We start from the raw sequence: 15,425 nt of genomic DNA on the forward strand, positions 1-15,425 counted from the left end.
GGACGATTTAAATGAAATTGATTTCTTGGAATGTAAATGGACTTCGTGCTTGTGTAGGTAAGGGCTTTTTAGACTTTTTCAATGAGATAGATGCAGATATATTTTGTATTCAAGAGACAAAATTACAAGAAGGGCAAATTGACTTAAACCTAGAAGGTTATTATCAGTATTGGAACTATGCAGAGAAAAAAGGATATTCGGGAACTGCTGTATTCACAAAGATAGAACCTATATCAGTTAGTTATGGACTTAATATAGAGGAACATGACAAAGAAGGCAGAGTTATTACCTTAGAATATGATGATTTTTATTTAGTAAATGTCTATACTCCAAATTCTCAAAGAGAACTGGCAAGATTGGACTATAGAATGAAGTGGGAAGATGACTTTAGGGAATATCTAAAATTGTTAGAAAATAAAAAACCTGTGGTACTGTGTGGAGACTTAAATGTTGCCCATAAGGAAATAGACCTTAAAAATCCTAGTACCAATAGGAAAAATGCAGGTTTCTCTGATGAAGAAAGAGAAAAGATGAGTTTTCTACTAGATTCAGGATTTGTTGATACATTTAGACATTTTTATCCAGATAAGGAAGACGCTTATACTTGGTGGTCATATATGAGACAAGCTAGAGATAGGAATGTTGGCTGGAGAATTGACTACTTTATAGTATCAGAAGCATTAAAGGATAGAATAAAATCAGCATCTATTCATTCAAGTATACTTGGTTCAGACCATTGTCCAGTAGAGGTTATTCTATGAAAAAAACTATTCTAGGTTTTATAAGACTCTTTATAGGGTATTTTGTATGTGCCATAGGTATGGTAATGACTATTAATGCCAACTTGGGAGTATCTCCTTGGGATGTATTTCATCAAGGACTTGGAAATGTATTTAATCTGCCTATAGGAAGAGCAAGTATAATTGCAGGATTTATTATAATATTTATTGATATATATTTTGGTCAAGATATTGGCTGGGGAACTATTTTCAATATGATATTTATTGGAATATTTGTAGACTTTCTAATGCTTAATAGGTTGATACCTATATTTAATGGATTTTTTCCAAGTTTAATTATGATGCTTCTAGGTATGCTTGTTTTGGGATATGGTTGTTATATATATATTGGAGCAGGATTTGGTGCAGGACCTAGAGATGGATTGATGGTAGTACTAACTAAAAAGACTAATAAATCAGTAAGATTTGTAAAAAACTCTTTAGAAATAATAGCAATAATAATAGGATACTTTTTAGGTGGTTCCGTAGGTATGGGAACTGCCATAATGTCCATAGCTGGAGGATATTTCTTTCAGTTTGCATTTAAAACAGTAAAATTTAATGTAGCAGAAGTAAATCATAGATATATTAAAGAAGATATAAGGTTTTTAAAGGATAAATTCATAGCAGTAGAAAAAGGTGAAGTATAATCTTCACCTTTTTTAAAGTTCTATTATTTGATTTCTGTGGGTAATTTCCACAATATTAGTATCAATATCCCCTATTTTGTGGATAAAGTCTAAAGAAGTATGGAACTTATCCCCAAAGTGCATTGAAAAAAAGTATTTTGGCTTTATCTCTTTAATAAAGTATTCACCACCAAAACTAAAGGCTGATTCTAGTCTAGGATCTACTGGGAAAAAAGCTATATCTACATTAAGCTCTTTTATTTTTTTAATTTCTTCTTTAAAGGATTTTTCCATACTGATTTTTTCTTCTTCTGTATCATCATTCCAATACCACCAATTTAAGTCTCCTGCATGGAATATATCTATACCGTCTACATTGACGAAGAAAGATACACCCATATCTGTAGAACCAAAGGTTTTAATACTTACATTATCTAAAGTTAAACTTTCATAGACATCCATTTTATATATTCTCTTATTTGAATCCATAATCTTTATATCTGAACTAAATACATAATCAACGTCTTCTCTATTATTTGACCACTCCAATATCTCAGAATTAAAATGATCATCATGGGAATGGGTAGAGAATATTATGGTTTTTTTATCTTTTAGTGATATATTACCTTTATAGTAGTCAAAGACTAAAAGGAAGTTTTCTGTTTCTACAGTAAATCCACTATGAAATATATGCTCTACTTTTACATTTAATTTATTCATATCATCACTCCTAACTATGAATCTCTACATAAAAGGATACCCCTTTATTTTCATTTATAGCAAATATATTAGAATTATATGAGTTGAGAATTTTATTTACTATGGCAAGACCTAAGCCAAACTCACCTTTATATCCCTTGTTGAATTTATTAAATAGGGTATCTAAAAGTTCATCTTCAATGGGTGGTCCATCGTTCCATACTCTCAAGATAATCTTATTATTTATATTTTTTAATGAAACAAGAATTCTTTTATCCGCATATCTTATTTGATTATCTAGAAGGTTTTCTATTACGATTCCCCATTGTTCCTTATCTCCTTCCATAAATATAGGATTAAGCTCTAAGTTCCAATGAATATCTGTTCTGCGCCATGACAATCTATCTATAACCTCTTGAATTAATGAGTCAAGAGAAAATCTTATTTTATCCGTTTCATGATTAGATAAGTAGTCTAGTTTGGTTAAATATAACAGGTCTTTAACTTTCTTTTCTAGTCTTTTAGATTCTCCTTCAATTACGTCTATGGAACATTCTAAGGTACCTTTTGGATATATGCCGTCTTTAATAGCTTCGGTATAGGATTGTATAACCATTACTGGAGTTTTTAATTCGTGGGAAACGTGCTGTAAAAAGGACTGCTCTGCTTCATCTTGACGTATGAGCTGATTTCTTAAATATTCTACAGATTTTCCAAGTCTTCCGATTTCATCTTCTCTATTTAACTCTATAGGCTCATTCCATTCATTATTGGCTAATTTTTCTACTCTTTTTTCTAAATCCACTAATGGTTTAGATAAATATCTAGACAATAATATGGCAGGAATCCAGCTAAATAAGAAAACAACTACCATAACTCCTATAAGTTTTCTAAATAGAGTTTGAACTAAATCTTCTCTATAGGAGTCTCCCATATAAGAAACTAGAAACGCATCTCTATTTAGTGCTTTACCCTTTGTAATTATATAAAATACTTTTTCATTTCCTATGGAACCAGAGTATTCTTGGCTAATGTTTTTTTGATTTAAGGCTTCATTTTGTACTTTTTCTAGAAACTTTGCAGGCATAGAAAGATTTAAGGGACTTTTATTATCAGCATAAAATATAAAATGTCTTACAGTTCTAATATTTTCTAGTAATTGTTCATCTCGGCCAAAGAAGTCTGAACCAATGTAATCCCTATATATATCACTATCAAATTGATTAAATACTAAGTCTTGGGCAGAAGTAATTGTTGCATAAATCTCCCTAGTAAAAAAATCTCTTAAAGTGGAAGGCAGTATAAAGGATAACAGCAAGGAAATAGATAAGGTAATAATAGCTATGATAATCCAAATTTGAAGGGATAAGGGGTAATTTTTCATTTTTCATTCACCCTATATCCATAGCCATAGACCGTTTCTATATCAAGTTTTGGCAGTTTTTTTCTAACTCGTCTTACTAAATCATCAACTACTCTGTCAGAACCGAAATAATCATCTCCCCATATAATGTCTAGGATTTGTTCTCTAGACAATGCCATTCCAGGATTTTTAGCAAAATACACAAGTAATTCGTATTCTTTAGAAGTAAGATCAATTGTTGCTTCTCCATATTTTACTATTCTGCTGCTTTCATTGATATTGTAAGGTCTAAGATTTAATATATTAGAATTATTTACATTGAATCTATCTAGGATATTTTTTGCTCTAATAACCAATTCCCGAGGTAAAAAAGGCTTAGGTAAATAATCATCGCTGCCTAGCTCTAATCCTACTACTCTATCAATGTCTTGGTCTCTGGCAGAAATAAAAATAACTGGAACATTTGGAGTTGTATTTTTTATTTCTTTAATTAGTTGGTATCCATCAACATCTGGAAGCATTATATCTAAAATCCACAAATCAGGCGAAGTATTGATTACTTTTTCTGCATCTCCACCATTTAAAAAGGAAGATACATTCCAGCCTTCTTTTTTTAAATATGAAGATAATACTAAGTTTAAATTTTCATCATCTTCTACTAAATATATTTTATAGGACATATTATCACCCCATTATAATTTACACTTGTTTACACATATTATAACAAATATTCCAATAATAAAAAGTAAATCCCACAACAAAAACATAATTCCCCCATATTATTTTCATACTCTTGGTTTATTATTAAAAGTAATAAATAACTTATAATTAAATAAGGAGGTAGCTATTATGGATGAAAATAGAGATTATAATATGAATGAAAATGAAATCAATGAAAATGTAGAAATGACAGAAGAAAACTATAAAATACCGGAAGATATTTATATCTATAAAAGTTCAGAAGATAATTCAGAAAAGGATAAGAAGAAGAAAAGAAAGTTTAGAGGAAGTTTATTCTCTTATATATCTTTAGCATTAGTGGCATCTATTATTGGAGGCTTAGCTTCTACTTATATAGGACCGAGTTTATATGGAAAAGTGTTGCCAAACCCTAATGCTAATCAATATGTATCAACACCAGTAAATATAACTACTAATGATAGCATAAATACAGTGTCTGCCGTGGCTAAAAAGGCCATGAGTTCAGTAGTAGGTATAACATCTGTAGAAGTACAGCAATACTTCTTTTCACAGCAGGAAGTAGAAGGTGTAGGTTCAGGAGTTATAATAGACAGTAATGGATATATCCTTACAAACTCCCATGTAGTTGCTGATGGTAATGCTAAAGAGGTAAATGTATTGTTTGAAAATGGAGATAAGAAACCAGGTACAGTGCTTTGGAATGACTCGGCTTTGGACCTTGCCATAGTAAAAGTGGAAGCTACAGGACTTCCAGTGGCAACTTTAGGGGATTCAGACAAACTAGAAGTTGGTGAAATAACTGTGGCTATTGGAAATCCATTGGGATTAGAATTTCAAAGGTCAGTTACATCAGGTATAATATCTGGACTTCATAGGTCAATTCAAGTAAGCTCCAATAATATAATAGAAGATTTAATACAGACAGACGCTTCTATTAACCCAGGAAATAGTGGAGGACCTCTTTTAAATAGTAAAGGTGAAGTAATAGGTATAAATACAGCAAAAATAAAAACAGCAGAAGGTTTAGGATTCTCTATTCCTATAAATGAGGCTAAAGCAATAGTAGAGGAAGTAGTTAAAAATGGATCTTATAAAACTGTGTTTTTAGGAATATCAGGTATTTCAGTTGAAGACTATCAAGCAAGACTTGGAGTTCAGCTTGCAGAGAACAGTGGAGTTATATTGATCCAAGTATCAGAAAATACTCCCGCATCTAAGGCAGGTTTAGTAAATGGAGATATAATAACTAAAATAGATGATATAAAAATAGATAATATGAGTAGTTTGAAAAAAGCATTATACAGATACAAACAAGGTGATAAAGCTAAATTAACAATTATAAGAAATAATACAGAATCACAAATTGATATAGAATTTACAGATGTAAAATAAACTGTAAAAAACAACCTATGAGTAGCCCCCCTTCTCATAGGTTGTTTTTTATATGAAAAAATTTTCAAAAATTTGATAAAATAATGAAAGTTTTTGCGTTGAATACATATATGCTATGGTGATACCATATAGTCAAACAACGACTAAGGAGGAATACTTATGGATTATTTAAAAATAGCAAATAGCTTTCCAATGTGGTTGGCAGCAGGTCTTGCCATAACATTAGCATTATTTCAAGCAATTATTTTTGCTAAAAAATCTTATAGTACAGGAAAAGAAATAGGGCTTACTGATAACCAGATGAAGAGCGCTATGAAAAGTAGTTTTATCACATCTCTAGGACCTTCAGTAGTAATTTTAACAGGACTTTTATCATTATTAGTAACAGTAGGTGGTCCCATGGCATGGATGAGGTTATCATTTATAGGCTCCGTAATGTTTGAAATGATGGCAGCAGGCTTTGGAACAGAGGCAGTAGGAGTTAAGATGGGAATAGATCCAATGACAAATATAGCTTTTGCAAATGCAGTTTGGACAATGATACTTGGTTCCATAGGTTGGATAGTATTTGCTACATTAACAGCAGACAAGATGGAAAAGGTACAGACTAAGTTTTCCAAAGGTGATAAAGGAATGTTAAGTATTATATCTGTAGCAGCTATGCTAGGATCCTTCGGTTCATTGGTGTCAGGCCACCTATTGGCAATGAATAAAAATACAATGGCAGCACTAGCTGGCGGGGCTATAATGCTTATTCTATCTCCAATAGCAGATAAGAAGAATATAAAATGGCTTAAGGAATGGGCTTTAACCTTTGCATTATTTGGTGGAATGTTAATAGCTGCAATAATATAATTTTAAATAATAGGAGGACAAGACCATGGAAAAAAACAGTCAATATGATGGAATCTATTTACCATATATAATTAAGTGGGGAAGGATAACAGGTTGGTTAGGAGTATTATTATCCTTTGGACCAGCATTAGTACTTGCAGTAGTATATAAACTGATGCCACCTGTATCTGCAATTATAACAGCATTTATAGCTATAGCATCAGCAGTAGGTATAAACTGGGTAGTTGAACCAATATCATATTTCCCTATAGTTGGAGTGCCAGGAACATATATGGCATTTATAACTGGAAATATTTCAAATCTTAGGATACCAGCCGCAGCTGTATCTCAAAATGTTGCAGGTGTAGAGCCAGGAACAAAAGAAGGAACTATTATAGCTACATTAGGCATGGCTACATCAGTTATTGTAAATATAGTAATATTGGCTTTAGGAGTATTTGCAGGTACTGCAGTTTTAGAATCGTTACCAGAAAGTGTAGTTGCATCATTTAACTTTCTGTTACCTGCATTATTTGGAGCTATATTTATACAATTTGCTCTTAAAAAGTTGAAATTGGCACCAATAGCCTTAGGAATAGCACTAGTTTTAACATTTGCATTAAATTCAGGAGTATTTAGTTTCTTACCTGGTAAACCAAGTTATATAGTTACATTAGGTGCAGTATTTGGAACTATTGGTATAGGTACAGCTTTATACAAAAAGAAACTTATATAAAAGTATTTAAGGAGGGTGTATATTGAATAAATCAGATGTATTGAAATATTTAAATGATATAGGTGAAGAAGTAAAAGATTTAAGCTTAGAGGTATGGAATAATCCTGAGACTTCTGGAAATGAAAAAGAATCTGCTAATTTATATAGACAAATATTAAAGGACTATGATTTTAAAATAAAAGAAGTAGATGGGATGGAACACGCTTTTATTGGTGAATATGGAAGTGGCTCACCAGTGATTGCAGTATTGGCAGAATACGATGCACTGCCTGGATTATCTCAAGCTTTAGATACAAAGTTTAACCCAGTAGAAGAAAATGGACCAGGTCATGGTTGTGGACACAATCTTCTAGGCAGTGCCGCATTAGGTGGGGTACTTGCAATTAAGAAATATTTAGAAGAAACTAAAACAAAAGGGACAATAAGATTCTATGGCTGTCCTGAAGAGGAGACTTTAATAGGTAAAGTAAAGATGATCAAAGCTGGAGCTTTTGAAGGATGTGATTTAGCATTAAGTTGGCATCCCATGAATGCTAATACTGCTTTAGAAAACGCATTTTTATCAAATAACTCTATTAAATTTAAGTTTCATGGAATATCAGCTCATGCAGCTGCATCTCCAGAGTCTGGCAGATCTGCACTAGATGCTGTAGAGTTAATGAATGTAGGTGCAAACTATTTAAGAGAGCATATTATAGATTCAGCTAGAGTCCACTATACCATAACAAATGCAGGTGGAGCTCCAAACATTGTTCCAAAAGAAGCAGAATCTTGGTATTTCGTTAGAGCACCTCATAGAAAAGATGTAGATGATATAACCGAAAGATTAATCAAGATTGCACAAGGTGCAGCAATGATGACGGAAACCACAGTTGACTATGAGGTACTAGGTGGATGTTATGAAATGTTGCCAAATAAGGTGCTATTTGATTTAACTCATAAGAATATGGTTGAAATTGGTTCACCAGAATATACAGAAGAAGAATTACAATTTGCGAAAACAATACAAGAAAGTTTAGATCCAAAATTAGTAGGAGCTGAAGCAAAGAAATTTATATCATCAGACAGCAATACAAAAGTATATCTACATGAAGGTGTATTGGAAAAAGAAAAGTCCAGTTCCATAGTAGTTGCAGGTTCTTCTGATAGTGGTGATGTTTCATGGATAATGCCAATGAATTTATTCTTAACTGCTACCTGGCCATTGGGAGTTCCGGCTCATTCATGGCAGGCTACTTCATCATCAGGCTCATCTATTGGAATAAAAGGAATGTTATATGCAGCAGAAATATTTTCAGGTATGATGTATGATGTATTAAATAATCCTAATATAGTAAAAGAAGCAAAGGATGAATTTAATAGGAGAACAGAAAATAATAAATATATAAGTCCACTTAGATAATAAAATAAATAGAGATTCTTTACACTTTAACATTATTATATATGTGTAAAGAATCTCTTTCTTATATATATAATGATTTGTGGTATAATATTAGAATCAAATATAAGCAGGTGATATTATGGGTTTAACCGTTAGGGAAATGTTAGGAGCAGAATTTTTTAAAGACTTCAAGGTTATAGGAGGTCACGAAGGATTAGACAAGCAAATACAAGGGATTGCAGTATTTGATGCACCAGATGGCTACAATTGGACAAAGGGAAGAGAGCTTATTATATCATCAGGTTATTTATTTCAGCAACAGCCTAAACTATTCCAAGAATATGTTAAAACCGATGTATTCAGGGAAATATCAGGTATGGGTATTAAGCTGGATAGATACATAAAATCTGTTCCAGATAATATTATAGCTATATTTAATGAATATAAGATTCCACTAATAAGTATTCCCAAGAGACCATCTTGGATGGATATTATGTACCAGCTTAATGTTTTAGTAATGAATAGAAATATTAAACAATTTAGAATAAGAAATATAAACCCAAGAAGTTTTTCAAATCTGAGTTATCAATCAAGAAAAATAAATAAAATATTATCACAAATGGAGGGAGAAATGAATTTTCCTTCTATGTTATATGATTTATCCTCTGAAAAAGCATATTATAGTTCTCCTGAATTTATAAAACTTATGGAGGACTTAAATATAGAGGATTTCTGGAAACCATCCTTTGATTCTACTCAGGAAATACTATGTGATAATTTAAATATAATAAGATATCGATTTATAGATGAGAAATATGATAAACCATATAGTTGGATAACTATTCCAATTACAGTAGAAGATAAAATAAAGGCTTACTTTGTAGTAGTTGAGGCTACAGGACTTATAGATTATTTTGACCAATTTGCATTACGTATAGGATTTTTACTTTTACAATCCTTATATGAACAAATATTAGTAGCTCAAAGTATAGGTGATACAGGTTTTGAAAACTTTATAAACGAAATAATAACAGGGGCATTATCTAATGATGAAATCATTTCTAAAAGAGCCAGTGATATAGGATTAGATATAAATTTAAATTATTATCTAGTATTAATGAAGGAAAAAGGAAAAAAGTCTCATTCTTCTAGTAGTAGAAAGGAGCTAAAAGAAGTAATAAATAGCAGTATATCACATATGCAGGCTAGAATAGCTATGATTGATGATAGTAGTTGTATTTTTTTAATTCCAGTGGAAGATAGTATTTCTTATGAAAGGAATTTACAGGAGATGGAAAAGTCTGCTGAGACTTTCAAAAAAAGAATAGAGTCTAAAATTGATAATACAGAAGTAGTTTTTGGTGTTTCAGATATAAGTGATACAGTATTTGAAATAAAGAGAAATTATACAAGATGTTTACAAGCCATAAAAATGGGGCAATTATTATATCCAAAGGAATATTACCTAAAGTATTCAGACTTAGGAGTATTTGCATGGATGGATATAAAGGAAGATGAGTTAGAAATAATGTTGAAAGATATAAAGCTTTTGACTGAAAACCCTGAATACAGAGAACTTATAGAAACTTTAAGGGTTTATTTAGAATGCAAAATGAATTATAGTCTTACTGCAAAGCAGCTTTTTATACATATAAATACAGTTAGAAAAAGAATAGGAGAAATAAATGATTTAATAAACTTTGATATAGAAGACTCTATGAATAGATTGAAACTTGAAATTCTATTAAAGTTAATTAAGTAAAATACTCCTAACAAAGAAGATAGCTAATGGCTATCTTTTTTAATGAAAAATAAAGAGTAACGATACAGATGGCAATGCGATTAAAATATCTTAAAAGTGTATTGCAATTAATATAAAAGTGTAGTATTCTGTAATCAAGAATTTAGATTTAAGGGGGAAGTATAATGAAAAAAATGATGGTTTTTTTATTGATTGTAACCTTGGTTATTCCAATTATTGGTTGTACTCAGAAAAAGGAAGAGGTTATTAGAATGGGATTTGTTCCCATGAAGGATGGAGATAAGTTAATAGAGTCTGTAGAGCCTTTAACAGAGATTTTATCTAAGGAACTTGGAGTTAAGGTAGAGGGATTTACAGCCACTAATTATGTAGGTGTAGTAGAAGGACTTGGGTCAGGTCAAGTTGATTTTGGATTTATTCCTCCATTTGCCTATGTATTAGCTAATCAAGAAAGTAATGCAGGTGTTATACTTACAGCATTGAATAAATCTGGAGAAGCAAAATATCGTTCCCAATTCTTAGTAAGAAATGATAGTGGAATTGAAAGCTTTTCAGATGTAAAGGGTAAGAAAATAGCATTTGTAGACCCATCTTCCACATCAGGATATTTATTTCCTGGAGCACATTTAATTAAAGAAGGTATTGATATAGAGAAGGATATAGAATATGTATATGCTGGAGGCCATGATAAAGCTTTACAATTACTATTAAATGGTGATATTGATGTAGCCACTACCTTTGTTGATGCAAGAGATAGATATAAAGAGGATTTTCCTGATGCTATGGAAAAGACTAAAATCCTAGGATATACAGATTATATTCCAAATATATCTGTAACTATAAGAGGAGATATGGATCAGGAACTTCAGGAAAAAATAAAAAATGCTTTACTGAACCTTGCTAAATCGGAGGAAGGATTAGAGCTTTTAAAAGAGTTATTTAATATGTATGGATTTGAAGAAGCAACAGATACTGATTATGAAATCATAAGAAATACAGCAGAGTTTATGAATGTTGATTTAAAAGAGGGAAATTAAATGCTAAGACTAGAGCATATTACAGTTTCATATGATAGAAAGATACGAGCTGTAGATGATATAAGTTTAGAAGTCGGGCAAGGAGAATTTGTAGGAATAATAGGTTCATCTGGAAGTGGGAAGTCTAGCGTATTGAAATCCATAAACTTATTGGTTAAACCTATAAAGGGAAAAATCTATATAGATGATGTAGATATAATGAGTCTTAAAAATTCTCAGCTTAGAGCTGTAAGAAGAGAGATAGGTTTTGTCTTTCAGGATTATAATCTAATAGACAGGTCATCAGTTTTAGACAACGTATTAGTAGGAAGGCTTGGATACAAGTCTTCTTTTCACTCAATGTTAGGAATATTTACTGATGAGGATTATAAAAGGGCAGAGAAAGCATTGATTCAAGTAGGACTAAGTGAAAAAATATTTGAAAGATCAGATCAATTAAGTGGAGGTCAAAAACAAAGAGTTGCCATAGCCAAGACTTTATGTCAGAGTCCTAAAATAATATTAGCCGATGAACCTGTGGCTAGTCTCGATGTATCTACTTCTCAAAATATAATGGATTATTTTAAAACCATCAATGAGAAAAAAAATATTACCATATTAATCAATCTTCATGATGTAAATCTAGCAAAAAAATATTGTAATAGGATAATAGCTCTAAAAAGAGGTAAGCTTTTATTTGATGGAAAAGCAGGTGAGTTCAAAGATGAATTCTTTAAAGAAATATATGAATAATAAAAGAATATATAGATATTCGTATTTACTGGGGATATTTATTATTTTAATTTATTTAGGATATAAAGTGGATTTTAGCTTTATTAGATTGTATAAAGGTTTGCCTAGTATGATGGACCTTATTGAAAGGGTTTTGAAGCCAAACTTGCTATATAGTAAAGAAGTAATTGAAAAATTAATTGAGACAATTCAAATGGCAATAATTGCATCTTTAATGGGGTTAGTATTGTCGTTGCCTTTTTCTTTATTTACAGCAAATAATATTACACCTAATAAGTTATTGGGAAGTATACTAAATGGATTGTTCTCTTTTCTTAGGACTATTCCAAGTTTAATATGGGCAGCTTTGCTAGTAAGTATATTTAGTATAGGAAAATTTTCAGGAATTATAGCTCTTGGAATTATTGGTTTTTTAATGTCTTTAAAATTATTTAGAGAGTACATTGAATCCATTAAAGAAAATCAACTAAACTCTATTAGGGCCATAGGAGCAAGTTCCATACAGGTATTGAGATATTGTGTTCTTCCATATGTATTTGAGCTATCTGTTTCTGTATTCTTTATTGTATTAGAAACTAATATTAGGGCAGCAGCTATATTAGGGTTAGTTGGTGCTGGTGGAATAGGTCAGATTATGTGGAAGGATCTAAATCATTTGAGATATGATAATGTGGCTACTATAATATTGATTTTATTTTTGACTATTTTAGCAATTGATTTACTGAGTTTATTTATTAGAAAACATTTAAATAAAAAAAATATTAAGTTTACAGATATAAAAGAGCATAAAAGATTTCAAATATGTAAAATAATCTATATGCCTATGATATTTGTAGTGCTATTATATATTATATTTAAATCCTTAGATATAGATTATACTAGATTAGTTCTTGGAATAGGGCAAGGTATGGATATTATAAGGAGAATGGTAAAAGTGGATATATCTTATTTTCCTAAGATGATAGAGGGAATAAGGGAAAGTTTTTTTATAGCCATATTTGCCACCATAGTAGGAGGGGCGTTTTCTTTAATATTTTCATATTTAACAGCATATAATACTTCTCCTAAAAGGACAATATCCTTAATTTTTAAAGGTTATATAAATATTTTGAGAACATTTCCACCACTAATAACAGCCATAATATTTTTTCGTGGAGTAGGTCCAGGACCTTTAGCTGGAGCCATAGCTCTCAGTATTTACACAACAGGTGTACTTACAAAAATGTATAGTGAGGTATTGGAAAATACTCAAAGGAATATTCAAGACAGTATAATCGTAACAGGAGCAACTAGATTTCAAAGCTATATACATGGACTGCTACCTCACACATTTCCAAGTTTTATAGGATTATTATTATATAGGTTAGAATCTAATATTAGAAATTCTACTATTTTAGGTGTAATTGGTGCAGGAGGTGTGGGAACTGCCCTAACCATTAATATAACATGGAGAAATTGGGAAAAGGTAGGACTACTCCTTATTGGAGTTTCCATTATGATAATCATAATAGATAAATTAAGTCAATATTTAAGAAAAGTGTTTTTATAAAAAAATTCTATTAAAAGGCTAGCCTTTTAATAGAATTTTTCTATATATTCTTCATAAGTCATCATTCTATCGTTGAATCCATCAGGTTTTATCTCAATTATTCTATTGGCAATAGTTTGGATAAACTCATGGTCATGAGATGTAAATAATACATTGCTCTTAAAGTCCTTTAAACCATTATTTACGGCAGTAATAGACTCGAGGTCTAAATGGTTTGTAGGCTGGTCAAGAACTAATACATTTGAATTATTTAACATCATTTTAGATAACATACATCTTACTTTTTCTCCTCCAGATAATACTTTGGCTTGTTTTAGAGCCTCTTCTCCAGAGAATAACATTCTTCCTAGGAAACCTCTTAAATATATTTCAGATTGTTCTTCGGAAAATTGTCTTAGCCAATCCACAAGATTTAAGTCTACATCATTGAAGAATTCTGAGTTATCATTGGGGAAATATGATTTAGTAATAGTAACTCCCCATTTATAGCTTCCGCTATCAGGTTCTATTTCTCCCATTATAATTTTAAATAATGTAGTTATACTTATTTCATCTCCAATAAAGGCAATCTTATCTCCTTTATTTACTCTAAAACTAATATTATCTAATACTTTTACTCCATCTATAGTTTTTGATAAATCTTCTACAGTTAATATTTCGTTACCGACTTCTCTTTCCATAGTAAATCCAACGAATGGGTATCTTCTAGTGGAAGGTACTATATCATCTAAAGTAATTTTTTCTAATAACTTTTTACGTGAAGTTGCTTGTTTAGATTTAGAAGCATTGGCACTAAATCTAGCAATAAAGGATTGTAATTCCTTAATCTTATCTTCTTTTTTCTTGTTTTGGTCCTTCATCATTTGAAGTGCTAACTGACTTGATTCATACCAGAAGTCGTAGTTTCCAACAACCATCTTTATTTTACCAAAGTCAATATCTACCATATGAGTACATACTTCATTTAAGAAATGTCTATCATGAGATACTACTATAACAGTACCTTCAAAATCTCCTAAGAAGGTTTGCAGCCATCTTACAGACTTTACATCAAGGTGGTTAGTAGGCTCATCAAGGATTAGTATTCCTGGCTTACCAAATAAAGCTTGGGCAAGTAATACCTTAACTTTTTCATTACCAGTTAAATCGGCTACTTTCTTTTCATGTAGAGAAGTGTCGATTCCTAAACCTTGTAATAAAGATGATGCCTCAGATTCTGCACTCCATCCATCCATTTCGGCAAATTCAGCTTCAAGTTCAGAAGCCTTTATACCATCTTCATCAGAGAAGTCTTCTTTGGCATATATTGCATCTTTTTCAACCATTATTTCATATAATCTTTTGTTACCCATGATTACTGTTTGAATTACACTGCAGTCATCATATTGGAAGTGATCCTGTTTAAGTACAGACATTCTAGCATTTTTCTCAATGGAAACATCACCAGTATTAGGTTCAATTTCACCAGATAATATTTTAAGAAATGTACTTTTTCCAGCACCATTGGCTCCAATTACACCATAACAGTTTCCAGGTGTAAATACTAAATTAACATCATCAAATAATTTTTGTGACCCATATCTTAAACTTACATTATTTACATTGATCAATTTTTTTCCATCCCTTACTTAAAAATTTACATTATAATATTATAACATAGACAAGATATAAAGTCATATATAAATAAAGTTTTATTTAGGAATATTCTAGAGAAGTCAAACATATGTGACACAGACCTCTGAAAAATTTTCTCTGAATAATGCTGTGGTTTTCTTAAATTGCTAGTAATTATTTTGTCAAGGAGGAAAGCGATAGCGATCCTTGATTAAA

At 31.0% G+C, this 15,425-nt stretch carries 14 protein-coding genes; 10 read left to right on the plus strand and 4 right to left on the minus strand.

Annotation, left to right across the window (positions count from 1 at the left end):
- Nucleotides 1–11 precede the first annotated feature (11 nt).
- Nucleotides 12–761, plus strand: a complete 750-nt coding sequence (locus FYJ83_RS12365) for an exodeoxyribonuclease III (protein WP_154440906.1) — start codon at nucleotides 12–14, stop codon at nucleotides 759–761.
- Nucleotides 758–1,429, plus strand: coding sequence for a YczE/YyaS/YitT family protein (locus FYJ83_RS12370; protein WP_154440908.1), 672 nt, complete (start codon nucleotides 758–760; stop codon nucleotides 1,427–1,429). The genes FYJ83_RS12365 and FYJ83_RS12370 overlap by 4 nt, the downstream gene beginning before the upstream one ends.
- Before the next feature lie 12 nt (nucleotides 1,430–1,441).
- Here FYJ83_RS12370 and FYJ83_RS12375 read toward each other — a convergent pair whose 3' ends face one another.
- Genes FYJ83_RS12375 through FYJ83_RS12385 form a run of 3 tightly spaced genes read right to left on the minus strand, consistent with a single transcriptional unit; the run spans nucleotide 1,442 to nucleotide 4,150 of the window.
- Complete coding sequence (locus tag FYJ83_RS12375) at nucleotides 1,442–2,128, minus strand: MBL fold metallo-hydrolase (RefSeq protein WP_154440910.1); 687 nt, start codon at nucleotides 2,126–2,128, stop codon at nucleotides 1,442–1,444.
- Nucleotides 2,129–2,138: 10 nt separating this feature from the next.
- Nucleotides 2,139–3,491, minus strand: a complete 1,353-nt coding sequence (locus FYJ83_RS12380) for a HAMP domain-containing sensor histidine kinase (RefSeq protein ID WP_154440912.1) — start codon at nucleotides 3,489–3,491, stop codon at nucleotides 2,139–2,141.
- Nucleotides 3,488–4,150, minus strand: coding sequence for a response regulator transcription factor (locus FYJ83_RS12385; protein WP_154440914.1), 663 nt, complete (start codon nucleotides 4,148–4,150; stop codon nucleotides 3,488–3,490). Before FYJ83_RS12385 ends, FYJ83_RS12380 begins: the two co-directional genes overlap by 4 nt.
- Nucleotides 4,151–4,319: 169 nt before the next feature.
- Between FYJ83_RS12385 and htrA the strand changes: the two genes are divergently transcribed.
- The 8 genes from htrA to phnE all read left to right on the plus strand — a co-directional run bounded on the left by htrA (nucleotide 4,320) and on the right by phnE (nucleotide 13,595).
- Nucleotides 4,320–5,564 (plus strand): serine protease HtrA, encoded by a 1,245-nt coding sequence (gene htrA / locus FYJ83_RS12390; RefSeq protein ID WP_229768581.1) that lies wholly within the window; start codon nucleotides 4,320–4,322, stop codon nucleotides 5,562–5,564.
- A 159-nt stretch (nucleotides 5,565–5,723) separates the two neighbouring features.
- A complete protein-coding gene (locus FYJ83_RS12395; protein WP_154440916.1) occupies nucleotides 5,724–6,419 on the plus strand; it encodes a DUF5058 family protein in 696 nt (231 codons plus the stop codon).
- A gap of 25 nt (nucleotides 6,420–6,444) precedes the next feature.
- A complete protein-coding gene (locus FYJ83_RS12400; protein ID WP_154440918.1) occupies nucleotides 6,445–7,134 on the plus strand; it encodes a hypothetical protein in 690 nt (229 codons plus the stop codon).
- A gap of 22 nt (nucleotides 7,135–7,156) precedes the next feature.
- Complete coding sequence (locus tag FYJ83_RS12405; RefSeq protein ID WP_154440920.1) at nucleotides 7,157–8,536, plus strand: amidohydrolase; 1,380 nt, start codon at nucleotides 7,157–7,159, stop codon at nucleotides 8,534–8,536.
- Nucleotides 8,537–8,654: 118 nt separating this feature from the next.
- On the plus strand, nucleotides 8,655–10,277 hold the full coding sequence (locus FYJ83_RS12410; RefSeq protein WP_154440922.1) for a PucR family transcriptional regulator: 1,623 nt from the start codon (nucleotides 8,655–8,657) through the stop codon (nucleotides 10,275–10,277).
- Between the two features lie 164 nt (nucleotides 10,278–10,441).
- A complete protein-coding gene (locus tag FYJ83_RS12415) occupies nucleotides 10,442–11,314 on the plus strand; it encodes a phosphate/phosphite/phosphonate ABC transporter substrate-binding protein (protein WP_154440924.1) in 873 nt (290 codons plus the stop codon).
- Complete coding sequence (phnC, locus tag FYJ83_RS12420) at nucleotides 11,315–12,046, plus strand: phosphonate ABC transporter ATP-binding protein (RefSeq protein ID WP_154440926.1); 732 nt, start codon at nucleotides 11,315–11,317, stop codon at nucleotides 12,044–12,046.
- Complete coding sequence (phnE, locus tag FYJ83_RS12425; protein WP_216584565.1) at nucleotides 12,018–13,595, plus strand: phosphonate ABC transporter, permease protein PhnE; 1,578 nt, start codon at nucleotides 12,018–12,020, stop codon at nucleotides 13,593–13,595. The genes phnC and phnE overlap by 29 nt, the downstream gene beginning before the upstream one ends.
- A 26-nt stretch (nucleotides 13,596–13,621) precedes the next feature.
- Here phnE and FYJ83_RS12430 read toward each other — a convergent pair whose 3' ends face one another.
- Nucleotides 13,622–15,205 (minus strand): ABC-F family ATP-binding cassette domain-containing protein, encoded by a 1,584-nt coding sequence (locus FYJ83_RS12430; protein WP_154440928.1) that lies wholly within the window; start codon nucleotides 15,203–15,205, stop codon nucleotides 13,622–13,624.
- Between the last annotated feature and the right edge of the window lie 220 nt (nucleotides 15,206–15,425).

This window comes from Tissierella pigra (assembly GCF_009695605.1).
Classification (GTDB): Bacteria; Bacillota; Clostridia; order Tissierellales; family Tissierellaceae; genus Tissierella; species Tissierella pigra.

What these genes read in the sequence shown, in the direction of transcription:
- FYJ83_RS12365 (WP_154440906.1), top strand. Translation starts at nt 12, where the DNA reads ATGAAATTGATTTCTTGGAATGTAAATGGACTTCGTGCTTGTGTAGGT.
- FYJ83_RS12370 (WP_154440908.1), top strand. Translation starts at nt 758, where the DNA reads ATGAAAAAAACTATTCTAGGTTTTATAAGACTCTTTATAGGGTATTTT.
- FYJ83_RS12375 (WP_154440910.1), bottom strand. Translation starts at nt 2,128, where the DNA reads ATGAATAAATTAAATGTAAAAGTAGAGCATATATTTCATAGTGGATTT.
- FYJ83_RS12380 (WP_154440912.1), bottom strand. Translation starts at nt 3,491, where the DNA reads ATGAAAAATTACCCCTTATCCCTTCAAATTTGGATTATCATAGCTATT.
- FYJ83_RS12385 (WP_154440914.1), bottom strand. Translation starts at nt 4,150, where the DNA reads ATGTCCTATAAAATATATTTAGTAGAAGATGATGAAAATTTAAACTTA.
- htrA (WP_229768581.1), top strand. Translation starts at nt 4,320, where the DNA reads ATGGATGAAAATAGAGATTATAATATGAATGAAAATGAAATCAATGAA.
- FYJ83_RS12395 (WP_154440916.1), top strand. Translation starts at nt 5,724, where the DNA reads ATGGATTATTTAAAAATAGCAAATAGCTTTCCAATGTGGTTGGCAGCA.
- FYJ83_RS12400 (WP_154440918.1), top strand. Translation starts at nt 6,445, where the DNA reads ATGGAAAAAAACAGTCAATATGATGGAATCTATTTACCATATATAATT.
- FYJ83_RS12410 (WP_154440922.1), top strand. Translation starts at nt 8,655, where the DNA reads ATGGGTTTAACCGTTAGGGAAATGTTAGGAGCAGAATTTTTTAAAGAC.
- FYJ83_RS12415 (WP_154440924.1), top strand. Translation starts at nt 10,442, where the DNA reads ATGAAAAAAATGATGGTTTTTTTATTGATTGTAACCTTGGTTATTCCA.
- phnC (WP_154440926.1), top strand. Translation starts at nt 11,315, where the DNA reads ATGCTAAGACTAGAGCATATTACAGTTTCATATGATAGAAAGATACGA.
- phnE (WP_216584565.1), top strand. Translation starts at nt 12,018, where the DNA reads ATGAATTCTTTAAAGAAATATATGAATAATAAAAGAATATATAGATAT.